Origin of the sequence: Erythrobacter cryptus DSM 12079 (assembly GCF_000422985.1) — a bacterium.
Taxonomy (GTDB): Bacteria; Pseudomonadota; Alphaproteobacteria; order Sphingomonadales; family Sphingomonadaceae; genus Erythrobacter; species Erythrobacter cryptus.
The window spans coordinates 71337-95353 of sequence record NZ_AUHC01000011.1 but is presented as its reverse complement, the minus strand read 5'-3'; the positions used below and the strand labels follow the sequence as shown (position 1 = coordinate 95353).

The window sequence follows — 24017 nt, the reverse complement described above, 5'->3', positions numbered from 1 at the left end:
GGGGGCCGCTCAGGCGCAGGAGCGGCACAAACCGCGGATCTCGATCACCGGGCGGCGCGCGGCGAACTGGCGCGCGGCGGCGATGGCGCGCACCGCCTCGCTCACCGGCTCGTCATCGACATGGATGGCCTCGCCGCATTCGTCGCAGACGAGGAAGATGCAGTCATGCGCGCAGCCAGGGTGGCGATTGGCCAGATAGGCATTGGCGCTTTCCACCCGCATCGCAAGGTTGCTGCCCACGAACACATCGAGGATGCGATAGACCGAATTGGGCGCCACCCGCTTGCCCCGCGCGGCCGAGAGGTTCTCGGCAATGTCATAGGCGGAGACCGGCCGCTCGTGCCGGGCAAGCTCGGTGAAAACCGCCTCGCGCATCGTCGTCCACTGCTCGCCCGCCGCCCGCAGCGCGCGCGCGGCCTCAGCCACCAGCGCCGGGCCGGTGTGCTCGCGGTGGGTGTGGGGATGCGGCGCGATCTCTCCCATGGCGCAGATATAGGCCCGCGCAGGCGCGCTCGCCAAGAGCCTAGGAGGCGTCCCTCAGGAAGCTTGCCCGGTAATGCTGCGGGAACATCGCCTTGAGCGCGGCAAGCTTGGGCGCGTCCCAGCGGCGGATATAGGCGTGGGTGGGGTTCTTGGCCATGAAGTCCTGGTGATAGCTTTCGGCCGGATAGAAGGCCTTGTAAGGCTCGATCGCGGTGACGATCGGCCTTTGCCACAGCCCCGATTTGCCGAGCTGGGCCAGATAGGCCTTGGCCACCGCCGCCTGTTCGGCGCTGGTGGGCACGATGGCACTGCGATATTGCGGGCCGACATCGGGGCCTTGGCGGTTCCTGAGCGTGGGATCGGCGACCACCGAGAAGAAGATCCGCAAGAGCTCGTCATAGCGCACCAGCGCCGGATCATAGGTGATCTTCACCGCCTCGGCATGATCGGTAAGGCCGCTCGAGACCACATCATAGCGGGCGCTTGCCGCAGTGCCGCCGTGATAGCCCGAAACCGCGCGCCTCACGCCCCTCACATGGCTGAACACGCCCTCGACGCCCCAGAAGCACCCGCCGGCGAAGATCGCGGTCTTGAGGCCCTTGCTGCCCCCGGCGCCTTCCCTGGCAATGCGCGTTGCTGCAGGGGCATCGACGGGTTCTTCGGCGGCAACCGCCGGGGCAGCGCAAGCGGTGAGCACGAGGCAGGCAGCGGCGATCACCCCTGCCCGGCGCCGCATCGCTCAGCGCGCCTCAGGGGCGATCACGAAGTCCGCCGTGGGCCCGCTCGCGGCGATACGCTCGGCCGCCTGGGCGGGCGATGCGATCCCCTCACCCGCATCCTGCGCCCGTGCCCCCACCACCAGCACCGCGCCCAGCGCAAAGCCGATGCCGAACTGGCGCACAAGGTCTGAGGAGAGGAAACGCATCGGTGAAACTCGTGATTCGCTTGGTTTGCCGCCCGTCCATGGCCCGGGCCGAATTGCACCGGGATGAATGCAGCGGTCAGACGCGGTTAGGCTGCGCGCACCATGTGGTTACCGGGGCGCTGAAAAAACCTTGCGCACGCCAGTGCTTCGCGCCGAGCCGTTCGCGGCTTGCGGCAGGCGGTGGGGTGGGGGCTGCGCGCCACCTCAATGGCGGAAGTGGCGCATCCCGGTGAAGACCATCGCCAGCCCGGCCGCATCGGCGGCGGCGATCACCTCGGCATCGCGGATCGATCCGCCCGGCTGGATCACTGCGGTGGCCCCGGCCTCGGCCGCGGCCAGCAGACCATCGGCAAAGGGAAAGAAGGCATCCGAGGCCACCGCGCTGCCCGCGGTGCGCGGCGCATCCCAGCCATGGGCCTGGGCGGCTTCCTTCGCCTTGATCGCGGCGATGCGGGCCGAATCGCGCCGGTTCATCTGCCCGGCGCCGATCCCTGCGGTGGCCCCATCCTTGGCATAGACAATGGCGTTGGACTTGACGTGGCGGGCGACCGTCCAGGCGAACAGGCAGTCCTTCAATTCCTGTTCGGTGGGCGCGCGCCTGGTGACGACCTTGAGATCATCGGCGCCGATCGCGCCATTGTCGCGCGACTGGATCAGCACGCCCCCGGCGATGGTCTTCAGCGCAAGGCCGGCGCGGCGCGGATCGGGCAGGGCCCCGCATACGAGCAGGCGCAGGTTCTTCTTGCGCGCGAAGATCGCGCGCGCCTCGTCCGAGACGCTCGGGGCGATCACCACCTCGGTGAAGATGCTGGTGATGGCCTCGGCGGTGGGGCCATCGAGCATGGTGTTGACCGCCACGATCCCGCCAAAGGCCGAGACGCTGTCGCAGGCAAGCGCGGCCTGCCAGGCTTCGAGCAGGCTCGGCGCCTGGGCCACGCCGCAAGGATTGGCATGCTTGACGATCACCACCGCGGGCGCGCCCCCGGCAAACTCCGCCGCCAGTTCGAGCGCGGCATCGGCATCGTTCAGATTGTTGTAGCTCAGCTCCTTGCCCTGGAGCTGGGTCGCCTGCGGCACCCCGGGGCTGCCGACGACCTGAGGGACATAGACCGCCGCGGCCTGGTGCGGGTTTTCGCCATAGCGCAAGGTGTCGGCGCGCCTGAGCGCGATCGGGAGCGTCTCGGGGAAGGGCGCGGCCTCGCCTTCGGGATCGGCAAAGGCAAACCAGCTGGCGATCGCCGCGTCATAGGCGGCGGTGCGGACATAGGCCTTGGCCGCCATGCGGGTGCGGAAGGCCTGGCTGGTGGCGCCGCCCTCGGCATCCATCTCGGCAAGCAGCGCCGGATAATCGGCCGGATCGGTGATGATGGTGACAAAACCGTGGTTCTTGGCGGCCGAGCGCACCATCGCCGGGCCGCCGATATCGATGTTCTCGATGATTTCGGCGCGGCTGGCGCCCTTGGCCACGGTGGCCTCGAAGGGATAGAGGTTGACGATCACGAGGTCGATCGGCCCGATGGCGTGGGCTTCCATCGCCGCGCGGTGCTCAGGGTTGTCGCGCAGCGCCAAAAGGCCGCCATGCACCCGGGGATGCAGGGTCTTGACCCGCCCGTCCATCATCTCGGGAAAGCCGGTGAGCTCGGCAATATCGCGCACCATGAGGCCCGCCGCGCGCAGCGCGCTGGCGGTGCCGCCGGTGCTCACCAGTTCCACCCCGCGCGCCGCCAGGCCTGCGCCGAGTTCGGCCAAGCCGCTCTTGTCGGACACTGACAGCAGCGCCCGCCGGATCGCCTTGTCGCTCATCAAGGATGCCTACCCCGTCTTTTTCAGCAGCCAGGAGAAATGCCCCCCGCTGCGCCATGCCATGCCCTCGATCACCAGCTGCTCGGTGGCGTGCGGGCGGCCCTCGCCATCGACCCACAGGCTGTCCTCGATCGCAAGGGTGATCTCGCTCGCGCCCGCCCTATCCCCGCCAAGGCGGAATTGCCAGAGCCTGCCATCGGGCAGCAGCAGGCTGGCCCCGCGCCGGTCGCCGGAAAGCTGCACCTCGACCCCGCGCCCCAGGTGGAAGCGGATGGCAAAGCCGATCTTGCCGCGCTTGCCGTTCTTGCTGGTGGGGATGAGCAGGTCCTCGCCGGCAAGCTCGGTGCCATCGCCCGAGAGCGTGAGGATGCGCTGGTGGGTGAGGCCGAAGCGGGCGGCATAGCCATCATGCGCGGCCTCGATGCGGGTGGCGCCGCGCCGCTCGCTGCCGAGGCTGCGGCGCGCGAGCGTGACGGTCTCCACCCCCTTGCCGAGCCGGCCGTGGAGCAGCACCGCGGTGGAATTGGCGTTGTCGAGCACCAGGGTGGAAAAGGCCGCGGTGGTGCGCAGCGCCTGGCCGATGCGGGCAGGCACCTGCCCCCCGGCGAGCGCTGCCCCGCCGCAATTGACGATCACCCGGGCCGGGCCATCGGAAAGTTCAAAGGCGAGCGTGGAGGCGCAGCCCACCCGCGTGTGGTGTGCGGGCGGCGGCGGGGCGGTGTCGAATTGCAGCAGCGTCTCCCCCGCCTTCACCCGGGCATAGCCCCAGGTCTCGGGCACGGCGAGCGGGCGGGTGCGCACCCCGCTTGCGGCGATGATCGCGCTCACCCGCTCGGCGCTGATCGCGCCCTGCCCCTGCCAGCTGCCAAGGCCCCCATCGCCGTGGCGCAGCGCCAGCAGCGGCGGCACCAGCAGCTCGCGGATCGCCGCCAGCGCGGCGGGCGGGGTGAGGTTGACCGCCGCGTAGCAGGCGATGAGATCGGTGAGCAGGCGGATCGCCTCGAGCTGGGCTGCCGGGCAGCGCGCCAGCACCCCGCCATCCTCGCCCACCATGTCGCCCAAGGCCTTGATGAGGCCGGCTTCGCCATAGAGCCGGCGCGGGCGCCCCTGGGGCAGCAGCAGCCCGGCAGCCACCACCCCGGCCCAGGCCGCCACCGCGCCCAGCCCTGCGCCTTCGCGCGGGGCGCGCTTGTCGAGCCAGGTCGCGGTCTCGGCGATGGCGGCAAGCAGGCGGGTCTTGAGCGTCTTGTCGGTGCCGCCAAGCAGCAGCGGGGCATGCACCAGCCAATTGACCAGCCTGAGGCCCGCAAGTTCCGTCTCCCAGGCCGGGCCCTTGCCGACCTCGCGCTGGGCCGAAAGCCAGGCCTTGGCGATGCGTTCGGCCACCGGCACGCCCTCGGGCCGCGGCGCGGCAGCCGCAAGATCGGCGAGCCAGGCAAAGCTGTGCACCACCCGTTCGACCGCCGGGGCGTGGCGCGCGGCGGGGCTGAAATCGAAGCTCGCGATCGGCAGGCGCACGCCATTGATGAGGAAGTGCCCGGCGCGCAGCGCGATGCCCGCCGTGCGCTCGCCGCGGTTGGGGCTTTCCACCGTCGCCACCACCCGCACCGGCTGCGCGCGGCGGAAGGGCTGGGCCAGCGCATGGCCGGGGATGCCGAGGCGATAGGCAAGCCGGATCAGCGCCTCGCCAGGGCCCGATCGCACCGCGATCGCCTCGCTCAGGGCCAGGGCCCGCGCGGGCGGCGCGGCCGTGAGCGTGGCAGGCGACGCGGCGGCCACGTCCGCCACGCCCGGCTCGGCCCCGCCCGGCAGCACCAGCGCCTCGCGCTCCGCCGCGCGTGTGACCAGTGCCTCGGCGCGGGCGGCAGCCGGAGGGCGCAGCACGCTCGCCATCAGCGAACTCCCTTGAGCGCCGCGATATTGGCGGCGTAGCGTTCTGGCCCACCCTTGAAGCTCGCCGATCCGGCGACCAGCACATCGGCTCCGGCCTCGATACACATGCGCGCGGTCTCGGCATTGACCCCGCCGTCAACCTCGAGATGGATGGCGCGGCCCGAGCGGGTGATCATCGAGCGGATGCGGGCGATCTTCTCGAGCTGCGAGGGGATGAAAGCCTGCCCGCCAAAGCCGGGATTGACGCTCATCACCAGGATGAGATCGGCAAGGTCCATGAGGTTGTCGAGCACCTCGACCGGGGTGCCGGGGTTGAGCACCACCCCGGCCTTCTTGCCCAGCGCCTTGATCGCCTGGAGCGAGCGGTGGATATGCGGCCCGGCCTCGGGGTGGATGGTGATGATGTCGGCTCCCGCCTCGGCAAAGGCAGTGAGGTAGGGATCGACCGGGGCGATCATCAGGTGCACGTCAAAGGGCTTGGCGCTGTGGGGGCGCAGGGCCTTGATCACCTCGGGCCCGATCGTGATGTTGGGGACGAAATGGCCGTCCATCACGTCGATATGGATCCAGTCGGCCCCGGCCGCGTCGATCGCGCGAACCTCCTCGCCCAGACGGGCAAAATCGGCCGAGAGGATCGAGGGCGAGATCAGCGGGGCGGGCATGGCGCTGGCAAGGCTCCCGGGTGGCGGGGATATCCGCACCCAGCCATAAGGGAGCCGCGAATCGCGGCACAAGCGCGCGGCCTCGCCTTTTCCACCGCGGCGCACAGGCCCTTAAGGATTAAGCCGCAATTCAGGCGCAGGCCACCATAGGCGCGCCAGAACCTGATGCCAAAGCGCGCCCGCCCGCCGGGCTGCGCCCCTCTCTCACCCTTGCCGAGCCGAGACCTGCCATGATCGCTCCCGCTTCTGCCTTCACCCTTGCCCCGGCCCGCGCGCTGGCCGCCCTCGCCGCGCTTGGCCTTGCGCTCGGCCCGGCTGGCGCCCCGGCGCTGGCGCAGGAAGCAGGCTATGCCCGCAAGGCGATGAACGATCTCAGCCTGTGCGCCCCCGGCAAAGGCCCGGCGGTGCGGGTGACGGTCAATGGGATCAAGTCCTCGAGCGGCTACCTGTTTGCCCGGATCTACCATGCCCGGGCGAGCGACTGGATGAAGTCCCGGCGCTACATCGTCAGGGTCGAGGCGCGGCCCCAGCCCGGAACCGTGGTGATGTGCGTGCCCGTGCCCGGCCCGGGCGAATATGCGCTTACCATCCAGCACGATGTCAACGGCAACCGCGACACCGACATCTCCACCGACGGGGCGGGCATGTCGAACAACCCCAAGATCGGCCGCATCCTCGGCATTCCGCGCCCGCCGGGGCTCGACAAGACGCGCTTTGCCGTGGGCGAGGGCATCACCCGCCTGTCGATCACCATGCAGTATCTCTAACTCCCGGCCTTGCCGGCGCGGCGCTGGCGCTGGCGGTGGCGGTGGAGATCCCAGAGCACCTGCGGCGCGGCGAGCAGCGGGAAGCGCTCACGAAACGGGGTGATCGGCACCGCCATGCCGGTGTGGCGCTCGATCTTCCAGGCGGCATAGCGCGCCGCGCCCTTGAAGGTGGTGCTGGCCTTGATCAGGCGGATCACATTGAGCGGCTGGCCGAGCCGCCGCCGCCACCCCCACCAGGCAAGGATGCGGCGCCGCTCGGTCGGGGCAAGCGCAGGGGACAGCCGGTTGCCCTCCACCCCCGGGGCGATCCCCCCGGCGGCCAGCGCGAGCGGCAGCAGCCCATCGAAATGGGCCTCGTTGTGGCCGATAATGTCCTCCTCGCGGCCCTGCTTTTCCACCCTCAGTTCAGCCCGGTAGGTGGCGCGGAACAGCGCGCGCCAATAATCGGCGGCGCTGCCGCTTGGCGGGCCGAGCGCGGCGGCAAGGCGCGCGGCGGTGATGGCTGCTGCGCCGAGCGCGGTGATCACCTCGCGGCGCGCGGCCTCATCCGCACACCAGACGAGCGCGCTCGGCTGGACGAAGCGCGCCCAGATGGTGGTGTCGAGCGTGCGCCCCGCCGCGGCGCGGGCGAAGGTGGCAAGGCGCATGGTGGCGACCTTGGCGCGCAGCATCTGCCCGGCCTCGGCGCGCTCGTGATAGCTCACCTCGGGCCAGATCATCGCCTCGCGCCCGGCGGGCCGCAGCACGTAGAAATCGAGCACCCCCTCGCGCGTGCCGGTGCGCAAGTTGGAGCCATAGAACAGCACCGCGCGCGCACCCGCAGCTTCGCCGAGGGCCGCCGCAAAGGCGCGCACCGCCGGATCGACCGGCGTGCCCAGCCGCGCGGCAATCCGCGCGGCCAGCGCCGCCTCCGGCGCGCTCACGGCGTGACGAAGGCGAGTTCGGGCCCCTGTTCGATCCGGTATTCGCCCGCGGGGAAGGCCTCGCCATCGAGGATGAAGGGCGCATCGATCGCCAGCGTGAACTGGCTGGCGGCGAGCTGGTGGATGCCGCGTTCGCGCAGGCCCTTGCGGATATAGCCCATCAGGATCAGCGGGATGAGCGCGGTGGTGCGGCGGCTGACCTGATCGAGTGCGACCAGCTTGAGCCCGTTCTTGAGCGGGCCGAAGGGGCGCAGGCCCGCGGGCAGGCGTTCGAGCGTGGTGGCAAACAGCACCTGGCGCATTTCCGGATCGCCGCGCCCGCTGTGCGCCATCGGCACCTCGGCGCTGCCAAGGCCGATGCGCATGCGCGCGCCGCGGCGCCAGGGATTCCTGCGGCTGCCGAGCAGCGATTGCAGCAGCGCCCAGATCCCGGTGACCGCCACCACCGCGCTGTCAAAGGCGCCGAGCCGATGCGCGCGCTGCCCCGCCTGGGTCGCCATGGTGAAGGCCCCGGCGCCGAGGACGAAGCCGGTGACCTGCGCGATCGCACCGCCCGGGGCGCCGGGCGCGCTGCTGCGCGGGGTGATCACCATCGGCCGCCGCCACACCCGCCCGCCATGGTCGAGCGCGTCGATCGCGTCCTGCAGCGTCCAGCTTTCGGGCACTCCGAGATCGAAGGAGAGCGCGTTGGTCTTGCCCTTGGGCAGCACCGCGAGCGCCGGCCAGTTGTCACCGAAGATCGCCTGCCCGCAAGTGAGCACGTCGCGCACCGTGCCATCGCCGCCGTTGATCACCAGAAGATCGATCCCGCGTGCGGCCAGCTCGGCCAGCGCCTGAGGCAGCTGGGCGCGGGCGCGCGGCTGGGCGATGTAAACATGCGGGCACACCCCGCAATCGAAATCGGCACCAAGGTTACGGTGGCTGCGCGGGTTGTAGATCACCCCGACCGTGGGCGCCTCGCCGGCATCGCGCACCCGCCGCAGACGCGCCTGGGGCGCGGCGGCGGGCTTCATCCGCGGCAATTGCGCAAATTCGTAGATCGAGGTCGCCATAGTGGTCCTATAGGTGCCGGAAAACCAACTTTCCACTGCAATCGTGAAACCGAAATGCAACATTGCCGGGCGCGCAGGGAGCGCCGATCGGCGCGCAAGGGCAAGCGCCGCGCGACAAAGCTCAGCCGCGGCGCGACGAGCGTCGTTCAAGGAGTTGTGGTGCGGCAGGGATCGTGTGGCTGGGAAGATAAAGCGCGAGGCAAAGTCTTGCGTTGCGGACACCTGACCTTGCCCTCGCAGCACAGTTTAGAAATTTCACGCCCGAAGACTGTTGTTCCGGCTCGCTTGGCAAGCGAACTGCAGAGCATGTAAGCAGCTGCGGGCGGATTGAGGTGTTTTGGGCATGCCGATAAGCAGGTCACCCCAAATTACCCCAAGCCAACTCAATAAAATCAAGATCCTCGCGGGGACTTTTTCGGCAATTGAAATCTGAATGGGTTTTTCAGATCTGAGTCATTGGAAAAAATTTTCCTAGCCGTTGCTAGCAGGTCTTCTCGTCTCGATCTAACTATCTTTGCAGTATTTTGACTCTCTTGCAATAATTTCTGCCTATATTCAGGCGTTCCAAAGTACTCTTCAAAATTTCTCCTGTTAATCACCTCTCGCTTCCGGCGCTCGCGGGCCTCCCGGTTTTTATCCTCGACTTGCTGCATATACTGTAAGTAGCGTGATTTGGTCTTCTCGCTTCCATTCGGGCGGCGCGGCTTTCTCTTTGTGCGCTTTGCCACATTTCGCACCGAGACTCGATCAGAAGGTGGCTCTATCGGCGCGCCCACAACTCTCGGATCGCGCGAGACGAAATCGGGCCTTTGCTGGTATCGAGCAGGATCAGGTTCACGTCTCGAAGCGCGAGGCCAAATCAAACGAGCCAAAGAGAGCCTCCATCAACACGGCACCCTCGGAGGCTAGCGAAAATCGCGCGCGGACTCAATTGGCATTGAGTCCATGAGTTCAGCGTGTTTCAGAAATGTGCAAGGCGGTCGAAAAGCGCCAATTCGCGGCGAACTTGTGCCAGCGCTGTTTCTTGAGACTGGCTGTTCGCAATAATTAGCTCAGTTAACTACCGACAAATAACTTGTCGTCGTAGAAAGCCCGGTGGCGCACCCGACAGGATTCGAACCTGTGACCTCTGCCTTCGGAGGGCAGCACTCTATCCAGCTGAGCTACGGGTGCATGGTGCCATGCGCTGCGCGCTGCTGATCGCGCGCGGACGGGCGCTTAGCAAGTGGCGCGGCGCGGCGCCAGACAAATGTTCCTGATCGCGCTGCCCTGCGCACTGGTGCGCCGCCCTGTCCCGGGGCGGCGCCCCCTCTCGCGCCCCGCCGCGGGGGGAGGCTTAACCAATCGGCAAGCACGCCCGCCTAGGCTCGGCCCCATGGCCACGCTTCCGCCCGAGACGATTCTCCCGCCTGCCGCATCGCGGGAGGCCGAGGCCGAAGCGCTGCTCGGAGCGCTCGCGGCGCTCCAGGGCGAGGCGGCACGCCTCGCTCTGCTCGCGCGCCTTGCCGCCGAGCCAGACGAGACCACCACGCGCTTTGCCCCGCTGATCGCCGCGGCCCGGCCCGGCCAGCGCCAGCTGCTCGCCCAGGCGATCGCGGATTGCCGCGCCATGCTCGCGGCCGGGCTTGCCGCGCTCGAGACGCTGGTGGCGCGCGGGCAGGATCCTTGCGCCCCGGCGCTGGCGCTGTGGCGCGAGCTTCACGCCGCGCGCGCGGCGATGCTCGCGCTGCTCGGCGCCCCTGCGCCCGCCGCTGCCGCGGCAACCGCGCAGGCTTGACGAAGTTCATTGTTTGTTCCATCGGGGGCACGATGCGCCCTGCACCCCCTGCCCCCGGCGATGGCCCCAGCGATTCGCCGCGCCATGGCGCTGCTGCGGTGGCGCGCGGCATTGCCCGGCTGTTTGCCCGCAACGACATCTGGTGCCTTGCCGAGGTGCCCCTACCCAATGGCCGCCGGGCTGATCTGATGGGGATCGACGCGCGCGGGCAGGTGCTGATCGTCGAGATCAAGGTGGCCCGCGCCGATCTGCTCGGCGATGCCAAGTGGGAGGACTATCTCGATTTCTGCGATCGCTTCTACTGGGGGCTTTCGATGGGGCTTGATCGCGCGCCCCTCGAGCAGGCGGCCTATCGCCCGGAGGTCTGCGGGGTGATCGTCGCCGATGCCTACGATGCGGAGATCCTGCGCCCCGCAGCGCTCAGGGCCATGGCCCCGGCGCGGCGCCGGGCCGAGACCACGCGCCTTGCGCGCCTGGCCATGCGCCGGCACCTGGCGCTGTGCGATCCGCAGGGCGCGGCGCTGCTTGCCGCGCAATGAGGCCGGCGCGCCTTTACCCTGTCGCGACCGGTGCATTTGCGGCATAGAGCGCAGCCATGTTGCCGCCTGACCTGCCCGTGCCGCTGGCGCTGCTGATCGTCAGCCTTGCCGTCACCGCGATCGTGGCGCTGCGCTATTTCGCCGCCAGTGGGCTGTTCGCGCTGCTGACCGGGCGGCTGCGCCCGGGGCTTTATGCCGGCAAGGCCGCGCAGATCAGGCGCGAGATTGGCTGGTCGCTGCTCTCCGCGGCGATCTATGGCGCTCCGGCGGGGATGGTGCTGTGGGCCTGGAACCATCTTGGCTGGACCAGGATCACCGCCGATTGGGCGGCGCTGCCCTGGTGGTATCACCCGATCTCGGTGCTGATCTATCTCGCCGTGCAGGACACCTGCTTCTACTGGAGCCACCGCCTGATGCACCGGCCGCGCTGGTTCAGGCTTGCCCATGCGGTGCACCATGCCAGCCGCCCGCCCACCGCCTGGACGGCGATGAGCTTTCATCCGATCGAGGCCGTGACCGGCGCGGTGGTGGTGCCGCTCCTGGTGTTTATCGTGCCCATCCACGTTGCCATGTTGGGGCTGGTGCTGACCATCGCCACCGTCATGGGTGTGACGAACCACATGGGCTGGGAATGTTTCCCGCGTTGGCTGGTCCATTCGCCCCTGGGCGGCTGGCTCATCACCGCGAGCCACCACGAACGCCATCACGAGGATTATCAATGCAATTTCGGCCTCTATTTCCGCGTGTGGGATCGCCTGTGCGGCACCGACCGGGGCTTGTCGCGGCGGATCGTGGCGGCAGCCGGGCATGGCGCGGCCCGGCCGGAGGCAGCCTGATGGGGGCGCCATTGCGCCTGGGGCTGGCGGGCGCCCTCGCGCTTATGGCGGGCGTGCTTGGCGCTGCCGAGGCGCGCGCGGGCGAGGTGGTGATCACCGTCACCGATCTGCGCTCGACCAAGGGCGTGGTGCGCGCCTGCATGACCAGCCGGGCCGATATCTTCCCGCGCTGCATCAAGGACCCGGCCTCGCACCGCGTGGTGGTGCCCGCGGCCGCGCGGCTCGAGATCCGTTTCACCGGGGTGACGCCGGGCGATTATGCGATCGCGCTGCTCCACGATGAGAACGGCAACGGCAAGGCCGATCGGGCGATGGGGATGATGCCGCGCGAAGGCTATGGCTTCTCGCGCGATGCCCCGGTCAAGATGGCGCCGCCCAAATTCGGCGATGCGGTGTTCCGCCAGGGCGAGGGCACCAGCCGCATGACCATCAGGATGCGCTATTTCCTGTGAGGGCCTGCGCGGCCCTGCGCGGGCTTAACGCGATCTTTACCACATCTCGCCAAACCCTGCGGGCAAGACCTGCATGAAGGGGCGGATGACAGCCATGGACACTCTGCGCGGCACCTTTGATCCCGAGGCCGATCGGGACTGGGACGCACCCGAGGACGAAAGCGCCGCGCCGGCCGCGCGCCGCGACCTGCCGCCCGAGGCCATCGGCCAGGACGAGCGCCGCATGCAGGTGCGCGCCTACAACCACTGGGCGAGCCTCTTGGGCGAGCGCATGTTCCCGCATATCGACGATCTCGATCCGGCGGGCCTTGCCGATTTCGGCCCCTATTCGGTGCTGCTCGACTTTTCCGAAGGGATCGAGGATCCCAAGGTGCGCTTTCTGGGCGCAAGGCTCGCGCAGGAATGCGGCAGCCAGGGCCCGATCCTGCGGCTTTCCGATGTGCCGCCGCGCTCGCTCCTCAGCCGCATCACCGATCACTATCTGCAAATCCTCGCCAACCAGGCGCCGATCGGGTTCGAGGCCGAATTCGTCAACCAGCGCGGGGCGGCGATCCTCTATCGCGGCATCCTGCTGCCCTTCTCGCGCGATGATGCCACGATCGACTTCATCTACGGGGTGATCAACTGGAAGGAACTGGCCGACCAGATCACCGCGGACGAGCTGCTGCTCGAGATCGACCAGGCGCTCGACCTCGAGTCCGAACCCGCGCCCGCGCCGCGCCCGGCCGAACCGCTCACCGACTGGGCCGATTCCCCGGCGCATGAGAGCCTCGAGATGCCGGCGGAGGCGCGTGAGACCGGGTTCTTCGCCACTGACGAGGCGGACGCGGATGAGGAGGCACTGCCCGATTTCAGCCGCTTTGATCTTGATGTAGAAGATTATGACGAGGACGAGGGCGAGGAGGACAGCGGCCCCTACAATTTCGCCTCGCTCGCCGATTATATCGAGGCCCCGGCCAAGAAGGCGATCAACCTGGCCGACTATCCGCCGGTGCCGCTCGAGGAGGAAGGGCCGCTTGCCGATTTCGCCCCCGAATTCGCGCCGCCTGCCGACGAAGGCGAGGTGGATGGGGTGCCGCTTGCCGCGCGTGACGACATGCCTTCGCCGCGCGGCGAAGCGGTGGGGCTGCGCGCCTTTCTCGAAGCCGCGCAGAGCCTTGCCCGCAGCGCCGAGAGCAGCGAGGATCGCAGCCGCGCCGCGCTCTATGCCGCGGTGAGCCGCGCCTATGATTTCGCGCTCGCCGCTGCGGCCGCGCCCCAGGACTACGCCGCGCTCGTTGCCGAGGCCGGCATTGCCGTGCAGGAGCGCGCGCCGATGACCCCGGTGGTCAAGCTCGTCTTCGGCGCCGATTACGACAAGACCCGCCTCACCGAATATGCCGCGGTGCTCAGCCACGCCCGGCGGCTGGGGCTGGGCCAGGGGCAGCTGGCCGATTTCCTCGCCGAGACCGAGGGCGGGATCAAGGCGGTGGTCCAGGCCGAACGCCGCCTGCGCCGCGAGGAGCAGGGCCGCGCCGATGAGGCCCCGCGCGTGCTGCGCGAGGCCATTGCCGCCCAGCTGCGCGCGCGCGCAGCCATCACGCTCGAGGATCTCGACGGGGCCGGGCCGGAATTCGCGCTGGTGCTGATCCGTCGTGACGAGGTGGGCTGCGCCGAGATTCTCGGCGAACTGCCCGAGGATATCGGCCAGATCGAAAGGGCGGCGCGCAAGCTCGGCGCCTGAGGCGCGCCCCCTCGCGCCACGCTTCAGATTGCGTTCAGGGCAAATCGCACTAGGCTTGGGGTGAATGCCCCGCCGCTTCCAGCCCCTTGCCCTTGCCTGCGCGCTGATCGCCAGCCTCGGTCTTGCGCTCGAGCCGCTCGCGGCCCAGTCGATCCTGCGCGACGCCGAGACCGAGCAATTGCTGCGCGACATGGCCGCCCCGCTGATCGAGGCGAGCGAGCTTGAGCCTGGCCATGTCGAGCTGGTGCTGATCAACGATCCCTCGATCAACGCCTTCGTTGCCGGCGGGCAGGCGATCTATGTCCACACCGGCCTCATCGAGGCTGCCGAAACCGCCGAGGAAGTGCAGGGCGTGCTCGCCCACGAGCTTGGCCATATCACCGCCGGGCACGCGGTGCGCACCGACGAGCGCACCCGGGCGGCGACCAATATCTCGCTGCTCTCGCTCCTCCTTGGCATCGGTGCGGCGATTGCCGGGGCGGGCGATGCGGCGATGGGGGTGATCGCTGCCGGGCAGCAGGCCGCTATCGGCAGCTTCCTGTCCTTCAACCGCGATCAGGAAGCCGCGACCGACCTTGCCGGGGCGCGCTATCTTTCGGGCGCGGGGATTTCGGGCCGGGGCATGATCCGCTTCTTCGAGCGGCTGCGCGGCAACGAGATCCGCGCCGGCTACAGCCAGGCCGACGAGGCCGCCTATGCCCGCACCCACCCGCTCACCGGCGATCGCATCCAGGTTCTGCGCGATCTGCTCGAGAAAGACCCCGCCTGGGATGCGCCCGCCGACGCTGAGTTGCAGGCGCGCTTCGTGCGGGCCAAGGCCAAGCTGTTCGGCTATCTCGCCGAGCCGCAGCGCACCTTACGCACCTATCCGCCCTCCGACACCAGCGTGCCTGCGCGCTATGCCCGCGCCTATGCCTATCACAAGGAGGCGCGGGTCGATCTCGCGCTCGCCGAGGCCGAGGCGCTGCTTGCAGCCGAGCCGGACAATCCCTGGTTTCTCGAGCTCAAGGGCCAGGTGCTGCTCGAATCGGGCCGGGTGCGCGAGGCGCTGGCCCCGCTGCGCCGCGCCAGCGAGCTGACCCGCGCCCATCCGCTGATCGCCGCGATGCTCGGCCATGCGCTCATCGCCACCGAGGACAAGGCCAATTATGCCGAGGCCGAGCAGGTGCTGCGCGCCTCGGTGCAGCGCGATCGCTACAACCCCTTTGCCTGGTATCAGCTCGGCGTGGTCTATGAGGCGCGCGGCGACATTCCCCGCGCCCGCCTGGCCAGCGCCGAACAGCAGGTGATGAGCCGCCGTTATCCCGAGGCCTTGCAGAATGCCCAGGCGGCCGAGGCCTATCTGCCCTATGGCTCGCCCGATTGGCTGCGCGCACAGGATATTGCGCTCGAGGCGCGCGCCGAACTGGAACGCGCGCGCAACCGGCGCTAGGCTCGTGCGCATAGCCACACACGTTTGAGGACATGCCCCAGGATCATCCCACCCCTGCCGCTGCGCCTTCCGGCCTGCGCGCCAGTCTGCTGACCGCGCTCACCGCGCTCGTCTTCGGCTTTCTCGGCGCGGCGATCTGGGACTATTCCGGGCTGGGCGAGGCGCGCACCCGCGCCTTCCTGCTCGCCAATCCCGATCTCCTGCCGCAGATGGCCCAGGCCTATGAGGAACAGGAAGCCGCCAAACGCCTCGCGGCGATGGGCGATGAGGTCTTTGCCCCCTTCCCAGGTGCGGTGCTGGGCAATCCCAGGGGCAGCCGGGTGCTGGTTGAGTTCACCGATTACAATTGTCCCTATTGCGAGGCCAGCCTCAAGGACGTGAACCGGCTGGTGGCCGAGGACCCTGATCTCAAGGTGGTGATCCGCGAATGGCCGATCTTCGAGGGCAGCGAGGCGGCCTCGCGCATGGCGCTCGCCGCCGCGCTCCAGGGCAAGTACCGCGCCTTCCACGATGCCATGTTCGCCACCGGCGATGTCGCCGCGGCGGCGCGTGCGGCGGGGCTCGACATGGCCCGGGCCGAGGCCGATGCCGCCTCGGAGGCGGTGAGCGGCGAGATCGCCCGCAATCTCGATTATGCCCGCGCGCTCGGCTTTACCGGCACCCCGGCCTGGATCGCCGGGCGCCGCCCGATCGGCGGAGCGGTGGGCTATGAGCGGCTCAAGGCCGCGCTTGCCGGAGAAAAGGCGGGGTGAGGGCGGCGCTGCTGCTGGTGGCCCTGCTGGCGGGGTGGGTGATGGCCCCGCCGCTCGCCGCCCAGGCGATCGACTATGCCGCCGAGCGCGCCGCGATCGCCCGTTTTCAGGAGGCCGATCAGCGCCTGCAGGACGTGGGCTGGCAACTGGCGCGCGGCAATGCCCCCTTCTGCCCGCGCAGCGTGCCGGCAATCGGGCTGCAGCTCCAGGACATGGCGAGCTACGGCGCGCCCGACATTGCCCGCCGGGCGCTTGGCCTTGCCCGCGATTTCGCGGTCGAGACCGCCGCGCGCGGCTCGCCCGCTGCCGCCGCCGGGGCGTTTGCCCGCAACCGCGAGATCGCAAGGCTCGAACGCTTCGATCCCAACGATTGGCCCGCCGGCCCGCGGATGGACTGGCAGCGGCTTGCCCGCGCGCATGACCATATCGAGGCGATGCTCACCGAGCACGGCGGCATCACCATCACCTTTGCCGATGGGCAGAGCGCGCGGCTCGCCCCGGTCGAGGTCTGCGGTACCCGCTTCGAACTGATGGGCGAGGGCGACAAGGCCGTGGCCGATGGCGCGCGGGTGGTGATCGGCATCGGCTTTCCCGCCTTTTCCTATGACGAGCCGGTGTTTGCCGCGCTGGTCGCGCACGAACTGGCGCACAACGTGCTCGGCCACCGCGCCTGGCTCGATCGCAACGGGCGCTCGCGCCGCCACGTGCGCCGCACCGAGCGCGAGGCCGACCGGCTGATCCCCTGGCTGCTCGCCAATGCCGGCTATGATCCGGCCGCCGGGGTCACCTTCATGCGGCAATGGGGGGCGAAGCACGATGCCGGCATCCTCAGGCTGCGCAAGCACGATGGCTGGGACGAGCGCGCGCGCTTCATCGCCGCCGAACTGCCTCAGATCGCCGCGCTGATGGCGCGCGAGGGCCGGGCCGACTGGACGCGCCATTTCCGCCGTGAGATCGATCCTGAAGGCGGGCTGCCCGACGATCCCAGGCGCTAGCGGCGCGCCGGGACGTGGCTGGAGCGCGGCGCAAACCCGCGCTTTTCCCATGCGGTGTGTGACAAAATCGGCTAGATGACACGCGACATGTCCGTGCTTCCGCTCCAGGCTGCGCCGTTCTTCGCCAGCAAGAACCGGGCGTTCTGGAACCTCCAGCTGGCCGGCTGGGGCGCCGCCTTCCTGCTGCGCGCGGTCTCGGCGCTCGCCAATGGCCAGCCGCCCGATCTGCTGGTGCTGATCCTGGTGACCACCATCACCGGCTTTTCGATCAGCCTCATCCTCTCGGTGATCTATCGCCAGCTGATCCGCCAGCGCCCGCTGGTGACCTGGGGGGTGACCGCGCTGGTGCTGGTGGTGGCGGTGCTGCTCCACGCCTCGATCGATGCCTGGGTGCAGGGCATCTATTACGCCGGCAGCCGCGAGACCACCTTCGTGCAGCGGCTGATCGGCCTTCTCTACCTGCCGTTGACGCTGCTGGGCGGGTGGAGCGCGCTCTATTATGCGATCAATTTCTTCCTCACCGTCGAGCAGCAGGCCGACCGGCTCGAGCGGCTCGAGGCCCAGGCGACCGCGGCCCAGCTGGCCATGCTGCGCTATCAATTGAACCCGCATTTCCTGTTCAACACCCTGAATTCGATCAGCACGCTGGTGCTCCTCAAGCAGACCGAGCCGGCCAACGCCATGCTCACCCGCCTTTCGAGCTTCCTGCGCCACACGCTGATTGCCGAGCCTGGAAGCCAGGTGACGCTGGCGCAGGAGATCGAGACCCTGCAGCTCTATCTCGATATCGAGCGGATGCGCTTCGAGGAGCGGCTGCGCACCCATTTCGCCATCGAGGACGCCGCGCTCCAGGCGCAGCTTCCGGCAATGCTGCTCCAGCCGCTGGTGGAAAACGCGATCAAATATGCCGTCAGCCCGCAGGAGGAGGGCGCGCGCATCTCGCTCAGCGCCCGTGTGATCGGGGATCGGCTGCGCCTGATGGTCGAGGACACCGGCCCGGGGGCGGACGATCCGGCGCGCTTCGGCCGCGCCGACAGCGGCGATCCGGCGTCTGGCCGCCCGGTTTCCACCGGGGTGGGCCTTGCCAATATCCGCAACCGGCTGATCCAGGCCTATGGCGAGAACCAGCGCTTCGAGACCTCCTCGCAGCCCGGCGGCGGCTTTACCGTGCTGATCGAAATCCCCTATGTCCCGGCCGCGCCGCCGGCCCCTGCCCCCGCCGCCGCCCCGGCACCCGGCCCGGCGGCGCAGGCGGGCAAGATCGTCCCCCTCAATCCCCCCCAACAAGCCATCGGAACTTCGGCATGACCATCAGAACCATCCTCGTCGATGATGAAAAGCTTGCGATCCAGGGCCTTGCCCACCGCCTGGCTGCCTTTGAGGACGTCGAGATCATCGACACCTGCGCCAACGGGCGCGAGGCGATCCGCAAGATCAAGACCGAAAAGCCCGACCTCGTCTTCCTCGACATCCAGATGCCGGGGTTTGACGGCTTTTCCGTGGTCAAGGGGGTGATGGATATCGAGCCGCCGCTGTTCGTCTTCGTCACCGCCTATGAGGAGCACGCGATCCGCGCCTTCGAGGCCAATGCCGTCAACTACCTGATGAAGCCGGTCGATGAGATCAAGCTGGCCGACACCATCGAGCGCGTGCGCCAGCGCCTTGCCGAGAAGAAATCGGCCGAGGATGCCGGGCAATTGCTCGACGTGCTCGCCGAGGTCGCGCCCGAGCGGGTGGCCGATTTTGTCGAGACCACCCAGGCGGTGAGCGAGAGCGAGGGGCGCTTTGAAAAGCTCATCAATGTCAAGGATCGCGGGCAGATCTTCCGCGTCGAGGTCGATACCATCGAGCACATCGAGGCCGCGGGCGATTACATGATCATTTCCACCGGCGACAATTCGCTGGTGCTGCGCGAGACGATGAAGGATCTGGAACGCCGGCTCGATCCGAGGAAGTTCCAGCGCGTCCACCGCTCCACCATCGTCAATCTCGATCTGGTGCGCCAGGTGCGCCCGCACACCAATGGCGAATGCTTTCTGGTGCTGGAATCGGGTGCCGAGGTGAAGGTGAGCCGCTCCTACCGGGACGTGGTGGCGCGCTTCGTGCATTGACAAGTGGGCCCCGGCCTCTGACAACCTCGCTCTCCTGCCGGAGCAGCGTGCTCCCGTTCGTGGCGAGAAAGGGGGCGGGCTGATGACTTCGATCCGGTTCTATCGCAACATCATTCGGCTTCTGGCCGTGCTCTCGTTTCTGGCCGGCATCGCGGTGCTGGTGTTCGAATTCGGCGCCAACTTGCCCGGCAGTGGCGATAACAGCGCCGCCATCACATCGTCTTTCGCCCTGATCGTGGCCACGGTCGGGCTGGTGCTCGCGTTGCACATGCAGTCCGCAGAATATCGTCGTGAAACCGAAGTGGTGGACGGCTTGCAGGAGATCCGTCTGCTGCTCGAACTGGTCATAGCACGGGCAGCCGTGGCACAGGCAGGGAGGGGTGCCGGTCGCAATTCAGGAATGAGCAACTCCAGCGTTTTCCAGCGCGACAAGGAACTGCTGCTCGAGGCCATGGTTGGGCCCGCGGGACGATTTCTGATCTTCCATGCCGCGCAGAAAAGCCACGCCGCCAAAGAACAGCCCGAAGAGTGGCGTCTCTTGCACTATCACCTCGCCACCGTGATGCTGTCCGAGAACGAAGCACAGGCCGGTCAGTCTGCCATGGATCTGTTCGATATGCTCAAATCCGTCGATCACGCCGCCATCAAGGAAGGCGCGAAGCTGATCGTCCACGCCGATACGATCGACAAGCTGAACAAGGCGCCCGACAATGTTCTGATCGGAGCGATGCGCAGCAGCAGCCACAGGGCCCGCTCCGAAGTTGTCGATCCCTATGCGAAAGACAGCGCCTTGCTCGAAAGCCACATCGCGGCGATCACGCAGTTCCTTCAGGGCAGGGCCGGTGGAAAGGAGGCGCTTGCAGAACTTGTCGAAAGCATGGCTGCGGCCCGCAAGGGTGATCGTAATGCGCGAATCTATATCGCCGGACTGCACGAACGCTTTTTTGCACCCCACAGCGATCCCGAAGCACAGTAGATTTTGCCATGTCCTTTTCCTTGCCGGGCCTTGATCTTGATGCCTTTGTGCGCGCGACGCTGGCCGAGGACCTGGGCGAAGGCCTGCCCGGGGGCGGCAGGGATGTCACCTCGGAAAGCGTGATCCCCGCCGAGGCGCGCTTTTCGGGCGTGATGGACAGCCGCGATGCGATCGTGGTCGCCGGGCTGCCGGTGGCGGCGGCCTTCTTCCGCCACCTCGATCCTGATTGCACCATCACCATGCTGGTGCACGACGGCGACAAGGTGCCCGCCGGCACCGATCTCATGCGCATCGAGGGCGCGGCGCGCGCCCTCCTCACCGCCGAACGCAGCGCGCTCAACATCGTCCAGCACCTCTCCGGCATCGCCACGCTGACCCAGGCCTATGTCACCGCCATGCGCGCCCCCGGCGGCAATCCCGCCTGCACCCTGCTTGACACCCGCAAGACCCTGCCCGGGCTGCGGGCGCTGGAAAAATACGCCACCCGCCAGGGCGGGGCGCAGAACCACCGCATGGGCCTGTGGGATGCGGCGATGATCAAGGACAACCACATTGCTGTTGCCGGCAGCGTCGCCGAGGCGGTGGCCCGCGCACGTGAGGCGGGCGTTGCGCGGATCATCTGCGAGGTTGACCGGCTCGAGCAGATCGAGCCCGCGCTCGCGGCGGGCGCGCATCACCTGCTGCTCGACAACATGGATGCCGCAACCCTTGCCGAGGCGGTGCGGCTGGTTGCGGGCCGGGTGCCGACCGAGGCGAGCGGCGGCGTCAACCTCGACACCATCGCCGCCAAGGCCGCAAGCGGGGTCGATTACATCTCGGTCGGGCGCATCACCCAAAGCGCGCCCGCGGCCGATATCGGGCTTGATTTTGCCCCGCTATGATCCCGCTCGGCCGCCCGCGCCCGCTCGCCATCCGCATCTTTGCCGCCGCCTTCCTCGCCGCCGCGCTGCTGCGGCTGGCGTATGGCCTGGCCGATCTGCCCCTGGCCGAGACGGTCTATGCCGCCAATCTTCCGCTGATCGCCTGGGACCGCGAGGCCACGATCATCGCGCTGAGCGCCGAATTCACCATCGCGCTCATTCCGCTCGTGTGGATCTATCTCTTGGCCGCGCGCTTTGCCCGCTGGCTGGTGCTGGGCTTTGGCGCCTTGCGGCTTGTGCTGAGCGATCCGGCGGGCCTTGCCGGTACGCTGCTCATCGCCATCGCCATGGCCGCACTTCTCACCCCCCAGGCCACCCGCTGGTTCGCGCGCAGGCAGGAGATCGATCCTGCGGTGTTCGATTAGCCTTGTCGCCGTGCTGGCGCTGGTGCTGGCCCTGCCCGGCGCCGCCCGGGCGCAGGCCTATCAATGCCGCGCGCCGGTGGTTGCGGCGGTGCCCAGGATCGCGCCCGATGGCCCGCGCCGGGTGCTCCCCGTCTCCGGCTACACCCTGGCGCTGAGCTGGAGCCCCGAGTTCTGCCGCCCCCGCACCAAGGCGCGCGCGCATCACCTGCAATGCAGCGGCGCGCGCGGGCGCTTTGGCCTCGTGGTGCACGGGTTGTGGCCCCAAGGCCCGCGCGGCTGGCCGCAATGGTGCCCGGCGCGCGCGGCCCCAAGCCCGGCCGAGCTGCGCGGCGCGCTGTGCCTCATGCCCTCGCCCGATCTGGTCGCGCGCCAATGGGCCAAGCACGGGGCCTGCATGACCCGCCGCCCGGGGCAATATCTCAAGGTCATCCGTATCCTGTGGGAGGGGCTGAGCCTGCCCGATTACGACCGCATCGCGCGCGAGGAGGGCCTCACCGCCGGGCGCATCCGCGCCGCCTTTGCCGCAGCCAACCCCGGCTGGCCGGCACGCGCGATCGCGGTGAAGCTGGGTCCGCGCGGCTGGCTCGAGGAAATCCGCCTGTGCTATGGCAGAGCCTTCCAGCCCGCGCCCTGCCCGCCCGCGCGCCGCGGCGCCGGGGATGAGGCCCCGGCCCGGATCTGGCGCGGGCTTTGAGGCCGAGGACGCCCCGGCTCAGCGCCGCTGGGCGAAGAAGGCGCGCAAGAGTTCGGCGGCCTCCTCAGCCCCGATCCCGGCATAGACCTCTATCCGATGCAGGCACTGGGGCTGGTCAAACACCCGCGCTCCGTGCTCGACCGCGCCGCCCTTGGGGTCGCTCGCGGCATAGTAGAGCCGGGCGATGCGGGCATGGCCGATGGCGCCCGCGCACATCGCGCAAGGCTCGAGCGTCACCCACAATTCGCACCCGGAAAGGCGTTCATCGCCAAGCGCCCTGGCCGCGGCGCGGATGGCGAGGATTTCGGCATGGGCGGTGGGATCGTGCAGCGCCCGCGGGGTATTGTGCGCCGCGGCGATGACGCGTCCGTCCTTGACGACCACCGCCCCGATCGGCACTTCGCCCGCTCGGGCGGCGCGGCGCGCCTCGTCGAGCGCGCGTTGCATCGGCGGGGGAAGTGGCCAGCGGGTCATCGTGCTGCCGGGCTAGCCGCGGTGGCACGCGCTTGCAACGCGCTTGACGATTCGGGGCGGCACCGTTATGCGCGCCGCTTTCCCGGCTTAGACCCGCTTTCACGAGAAGAGACGAGACCATGTCGCGCATCTGCGAACTGACCGGCAAGGGCCGCCAGATCGGCCACAATGTCAGCCACGCCAACAACAAGACCAAGCGCGTCTTCCTGCCCAACCTGCAGAACGTGACGCTGATGAGCGAGAAGCTGGGCCGCAGCTTCAAGTTCCGGGTTTCGACCCACGCGCTGCGCTCGGTCGAGCACAATGGCGGGCTGGACAACTGGCTGCTCAAGACCAGCGACGACAAGCTCTCGGCCAATGCCCGCAAGGTCAAGCGCGAGCTGATCAAGGCCGAGGCCGCGGCCTGATCGGCGCTGCCCCCGCCAAGGGGGCGATTCCTGCCACACTGGCAAGCGCAAAGCTGAGGCGCCCGGGTCCCGGGCGCCTTTGCTTTGTCCGGCTCATCCCGCCGGATCGAACACCAGCCGCGCCAGCAGGGTGCGCTGGAACACCGAGAAATTGTCGTCCGAGATCAACCACACATCGACCTGCCCATCATCGCGCGCCCGCAAGGCGAGGCCCTCGTAATTCTCGCGCGGCACTACCGCGTCGAGCCTGAGCACCAGGCGCGGCGCGAAGATCCCGCCCGGCCGGGGCGGCGGTGCGATCGCCAGCATGGCCGAAAAGGGTGGCCAGGCCTCGCGCCCGGGCCATTCGAGCCGCCGCAGCAGCACGAGGAGGCGGCCATCGGGCAGCTGCGCCGCGTCGGTTGCGACATAGCCCTTGCCCGGCAGGCGGAACCGGAAGCGCTGCGGCGCGCCGCCGGCAACCGGGTCGCGCGCGAAGATCAGCCCCGTGTCTCCGGCCTCGGGGATGATGACGAAGCGCCCGTCGGCAAGGCGCACCATCGCCTCGATCCCGGCATTCTCGGGCCAGTCCACCAGACCTGCGAGCAGCCGCTCGCCAGCGGGCAGGCTGGCGATGGTGAAGCGCTGGATCGCGTGGGTCTGCTCATAGCCGAGCCAGTATTGGCCGCTCGCCGGATCGCGGGTGGCCGATTCGATGTCGGTGAGGTGGCGCGCAAGGCCGCGCACCGAAAGCTGGCGGTTCATGCTCCCGTCTGCATTGGGCAGGCCCGGCTCATCGAGGGTGAGGCGAAAGCTGCGGTCGGAAAAGGCGCGCAAGGATCCGGGGCGCAGCGCCAGCAACGCCGAAAAGCCGCCGAAGCGCAACCCCGGCGCGCTGATCTGCCACACCCCTTCGCGCCGCCAGCCGGGGGCGCTGCTGACGGTCGCGGGCCCGGCGATGCGGGTGATGGTGACATGCTGCGGCGGACGCGCATCAACCGGTGCGCGCAGCCAGGTGCCCGGCGCGCAGGCCGCAGCCACGGCCAGCGCCGCGATCACCCGCCGCCACTTGCGCAT

General features: G+C 68.8%; 26 protein-coding genes and 1 tRNA gene. 16 read left to right on the top strand and 11 right to left on the bottom strand.

Annotation, left to right across the window (positions count from 1 at the left end):
• Positions 1–9: 9 nt before the first annotated feature.
• The 6 genes from G524_RS0108820 to rpe all read right to left on the bottom strand — a co-directional run bounded on the left by G524_RS0108820 (position 10) and on the right by rpe (position 5766).
• Positions 10–483: a Fur family transcriptional regulator gene (locus G524_RS0108820; RefSeq protein ID WP_027443392.1), complete on the bottom strand. Its 474-nt coding sequence runs from the start codon at positions 481–483 to the stop codon at positions 10–12.
• A gap of 40 nt (positions 484–523) precedes the next feature.
• The gene (msrA, locus tag G524_RS0108815; RefSeq protein WP_027443391.1) at positions 524–1219 is read right to left on the bottom strand and encodes a peptide-methionine (S)-S-oxide reductase MsrA; all 696 of its coding nucleotides are present in this window, start codon (positions 1217–1219) and stop codon (positions 524–526) included.
• 3 nt (positions 1220–1222) lie between these two features.
• Positions 1223–1408: a hypothetical protein gene (locus tag G524_RS0108810; RefSeq protein ID WP_027443390.1), complete on the bottom strand. Its 186-nt coding sequence runs from the start codon at positions 1406–1408 to the stop codon at positions 1223–1225.
• Between the two features lie 204 nt (positions 1409–1612).
• Positions 1613–3211 carry a bifunctional phosphoribosylaminoimidazolecarboxamide formyltransferase/IMP cyclohydrolase gene (gene purH / locus G524_RS0108805; RefSeq protein WP_027443389.1) on the bottom strand — a complete coding sequence of 533 codons (1599 nt, stop codon included), beginning with the start codon at positions 3209–3211 and terminating at the stop codon, positions 1613–1615.
• A gap of 9 nt (positions 3212–3220) precedes the next feature.
• Entirely contained in the window at positions 3221–5104 is a 1884-nt protein-coding gene (locus tag G524_RS0108800; RefSeq protein ID WP_027443388.1) for a heparinase II/III family protein, read from the bottom strand.
• Positions 5104–5766: a ribulose-phosphate 3-epimerase gene (gene rpe, locus G524_RS0108795; RefSeq protein WP_027443387.1), complete on the bottom strand. Its 663-nt coding sequence runs from the start codon at positions 5764–5766 to the stop codon at positions 5104–5106. Before rpe ends, G524_RS0108800 begins: the two co-directional genes overlap by 1 nt.
• A gap of 230 nt (positions 5767–5996) precedes the next feature.
• On the opposite strand from rpe, the gene G524_RS0108790 reads away from it, so the two are divergent.
• A complete protein-coding gene (locus G524_RS0108790; RefSeq protein ID WP_051221028.1) occupies positions 5997–6533 on the top strand; it encodes a DUF2141 domain-containing protein in 537 nt (178 codons plus the stop codon).
• On the opposite strand, the gene G524_RS0108785 is transcribed toward G524_RS0108790, so the two are convergent.
• The 3 genes from G524_RS0108785 to G524_RS0108775 form a co-directional block, all read right to left on the bottom strand.
• Positions 6530–7456 carry a hypothetical protein gene (locus tag G524_RS0108785; protein ID WP_027443385.1) on the bottom strand — a complete coding sequence of 309 codons (927 nt, stop codon included), beginning with the start codon at positions 7454–7456 and terminating at the stop codon, positions 6530–6532. The two genes, G524_RS0108790 and G524_RS0108785, sit on opposite strands and share 4 nt — an antisense overlap.
• Entirely contained in the window at positions 7453–8508 is a 1056-nt protein-coding gene (locus G524_RS0108780; protein ID WP_027443384.1) for a diacylglycerol/lipid kinase family protein, read from the bottom strand. Before G524_RS0108780 ends, G524_RS0108785 begins: the two co-directional genes overlap by 4 nt.
• Before the next feature lie 1096 nt (positions 8509–9604).
• A tRNA-Arg gene (locus G524_RS0108775) sits at positions 9605–9681 on the bottom strand.
• Between the two features lie 202 nt (positions 9682–9883).
• Between G524_RS0108775 and G524_RS15420 the strand changes: the two genes are divergently transcribed.
• The 14 genes from G524_RS15420 to G524_RS0108705 all read left to right on the top strand — a co-directional run bounded on the left by G524_RS15420 (position 9884) and on the right by G524_RS0108705 (position 22080).
• Positions 9884–10285 (top strand): hypothetical protein, encoded by a 402-nt coding sequence (locus tag G524_RS15420; protein ID WP_051221026.1) that lies wholly within the window; start codon positions 9884–9886, stop codon positions 10283–10285.
• A 32-nt stretch (positions 10286–10317) separates the two neighbouring features.
• Positions 10318–10824, top strand: coding sequence for an MmcB family DNA repair protein (locus tag G524_RS15415; RefSeq protein WP_051221024.1), 507 nt, complete (start codon positions 10318–10320; stop codon positions 10822–10824).
• 56 nt (positions 10825–10880) lie between these two features.
• Complete coding sequence (locus tag G524_RS15410) at positions 10881–11660, top strand: sterol desaturase family protein (protein ID WP_036857672.1); 780 nt, start codon at positions 10881–10883, stop codon at positions 11658–11660.
• Positions 11660–12112, top strand: a complete 453-nt coding sequence (locus G524_RS0108755) for a DUF2141 domain-containing protein (protein WP_027443383.1) — start codon at positions 11660–11662, stop codon at positions 12110–12112. Before G524_RS15410 ends, G524_RS0108755 begins: the two co-directional genes overlap by 1 nt.
• Before the next feature lie 94 nt (positions 12113–12206).
• Positions 12207–13835 (top strand): PAS domain-containing protein, encoded by a 1629-nt coding sequence (locus tag G524_RS0108750; protein ID WP_027443382.1) that lies wholly within the window; start codon positions 12207–12209, stop codon positions 13833–13835.
• A 64-nt stretch (positions 13836–13899) separates the two neighbouring features.
• Positions 13900–15267 (top strand): M48 family metalloprotease, encoded by a 1368-nt coding sequence (locus tag G524_RS0108745; protein ID WP_027443381.1) that lies wholly within the window; start codon positions 13900–13902, stop codon positions 15265–15267.
• A 32-nt stretch (positions 15268–15299) separates the two neighbouring features.
• Entirely contained in the window at positions 15300–16019 is a 720-nt protein-coding gene (locus G524_RS0108740; protein WP_051221022.1) for a DsbA family protein, read from the top strand.
• A complete protein-coding gene (locus G524_RS0108735) occupies positions 16016–17014 on the top strand; it encodes a M48 family metalloprotease (protein ID WP_245561332.1) in 999 nt (332 codons plus the stop codon). The genes G524_RS0108740 and G524_RS0108735 overlap by 4 nt, the downstream gene beginning before the upstream one ends.
• Positions 17015–17101: 87 nt before the next feature.
• Entirely contained in the window at positions 17102–18322 is a 1221-nt protein-coding gene (locus G524_RS0108730; protein WP_027443378.1) for a sensor histidine kinase, read from the top strand.
• The gene (locus G524_RS0108725) at positions 18319–19125 is read left to right on the top strand and encodes a LytR/AlgR family response regulator transcription factor (RefSeq protein WP_027443377.1); all 807 of its coding nucleotides are present in this window, start codon (positions 18319–18321) and stop codon (positions 19123–19125) included. The genes G524_RS0108730 and G524_RS0108725 overlap by 4 nt, the downstream gene beginning before the upstream one ends.
• A gap of 82 nt (positions 19126–19207) precedes the next feature.
• Positions 19208–20101, top strand: a complete 894-nt coding sequence (locus G524_RS0108720) for a hypothetical protein (protein ID WP_027443376.1) — start codon at positions 19208–19210, stop codon at positions 20099–20101.
• Between the two features lie 8 nt (positions 20102–20109).
• Positions 20110–20982: a carboxylating nicotinate-nucleotide diphosphorylase gene (nadC, locus tag G524_RS0108715; RefSeq protein WP_027443375.1), complete on the top strand. Its 873-nt coding sequence runs from the start codon at positions 20110–20112 to the stop codon at positions 20980–20982.
• Positions 20979–21386 carry a hypothetical protein gene (locus tag G524_RS0108710; RefSeq protein WP_027443374.1) on the top strand — a complete coding sequence of 136 codons (408 nt, stop codon included), beginning with the start codon at positions 20979–20981 and terminating at the stop codon, positions 21384–21386. The genes nadC and G524_RS0108710 overlap by 4 nt, the downstream gene beginning before the upstream one ends.
• 10 nt (positions 21387–21396) lie before the next feature.
• Complete coding sequence (locus G524_RS0108705; RefSeq protein ID WP_245561331.1) at positions 21397–22080, top strand: T2 family ribonuclease; 684 nt, start codon at positions 21397–21399, stop codon at positions 22078–22080.
• Between the two features lie 18 nt (positions 22081–22098).
• Here G524_RS0108705 and G524_RS0108700 read toward each other — a convergent pair whose 3' ends face one another.
• Positions 22099–22554 (bottom strand): nucleoside deaminase, encoded by a 456-nt coding sequence (locus tag G524_RS0108700; protein WP_027443372.1) that lies wholly within the window; start codon positions 22552–22554, stop codon positions 22099–22101.
• Between the two features lie 119 nt (positions 22555–22673).
• On the opposite strand from G524_RS0108700, the gene rpmB reads away from it, so the two are divergent.
• On the top strand, positions 22674–22961 hold the full coding sequence (gene rpmB / locus G524_RS0108695; RefSeq protein WP_027443371.1) for a 50S ribosomal protein L28: 288 nt from the start codon (positions 22674–22676) through the stop codon (positions 22959–22961).
• Between the two features lie 93 nt (positions 22962–23054).
• Here rpmB and G524_RS0108690 read toward each other — a convergent pair whose 3' ends face one another.
• A complete protein-coding gene (locus tag G524_RS0108690; RefSeq protein ID WP_036857671.1) occupies positions 23055–24017 on the bottom strand; it encodes an esterase-like activity of phytase family protein in 963 nt (320 codons plus the stop codon).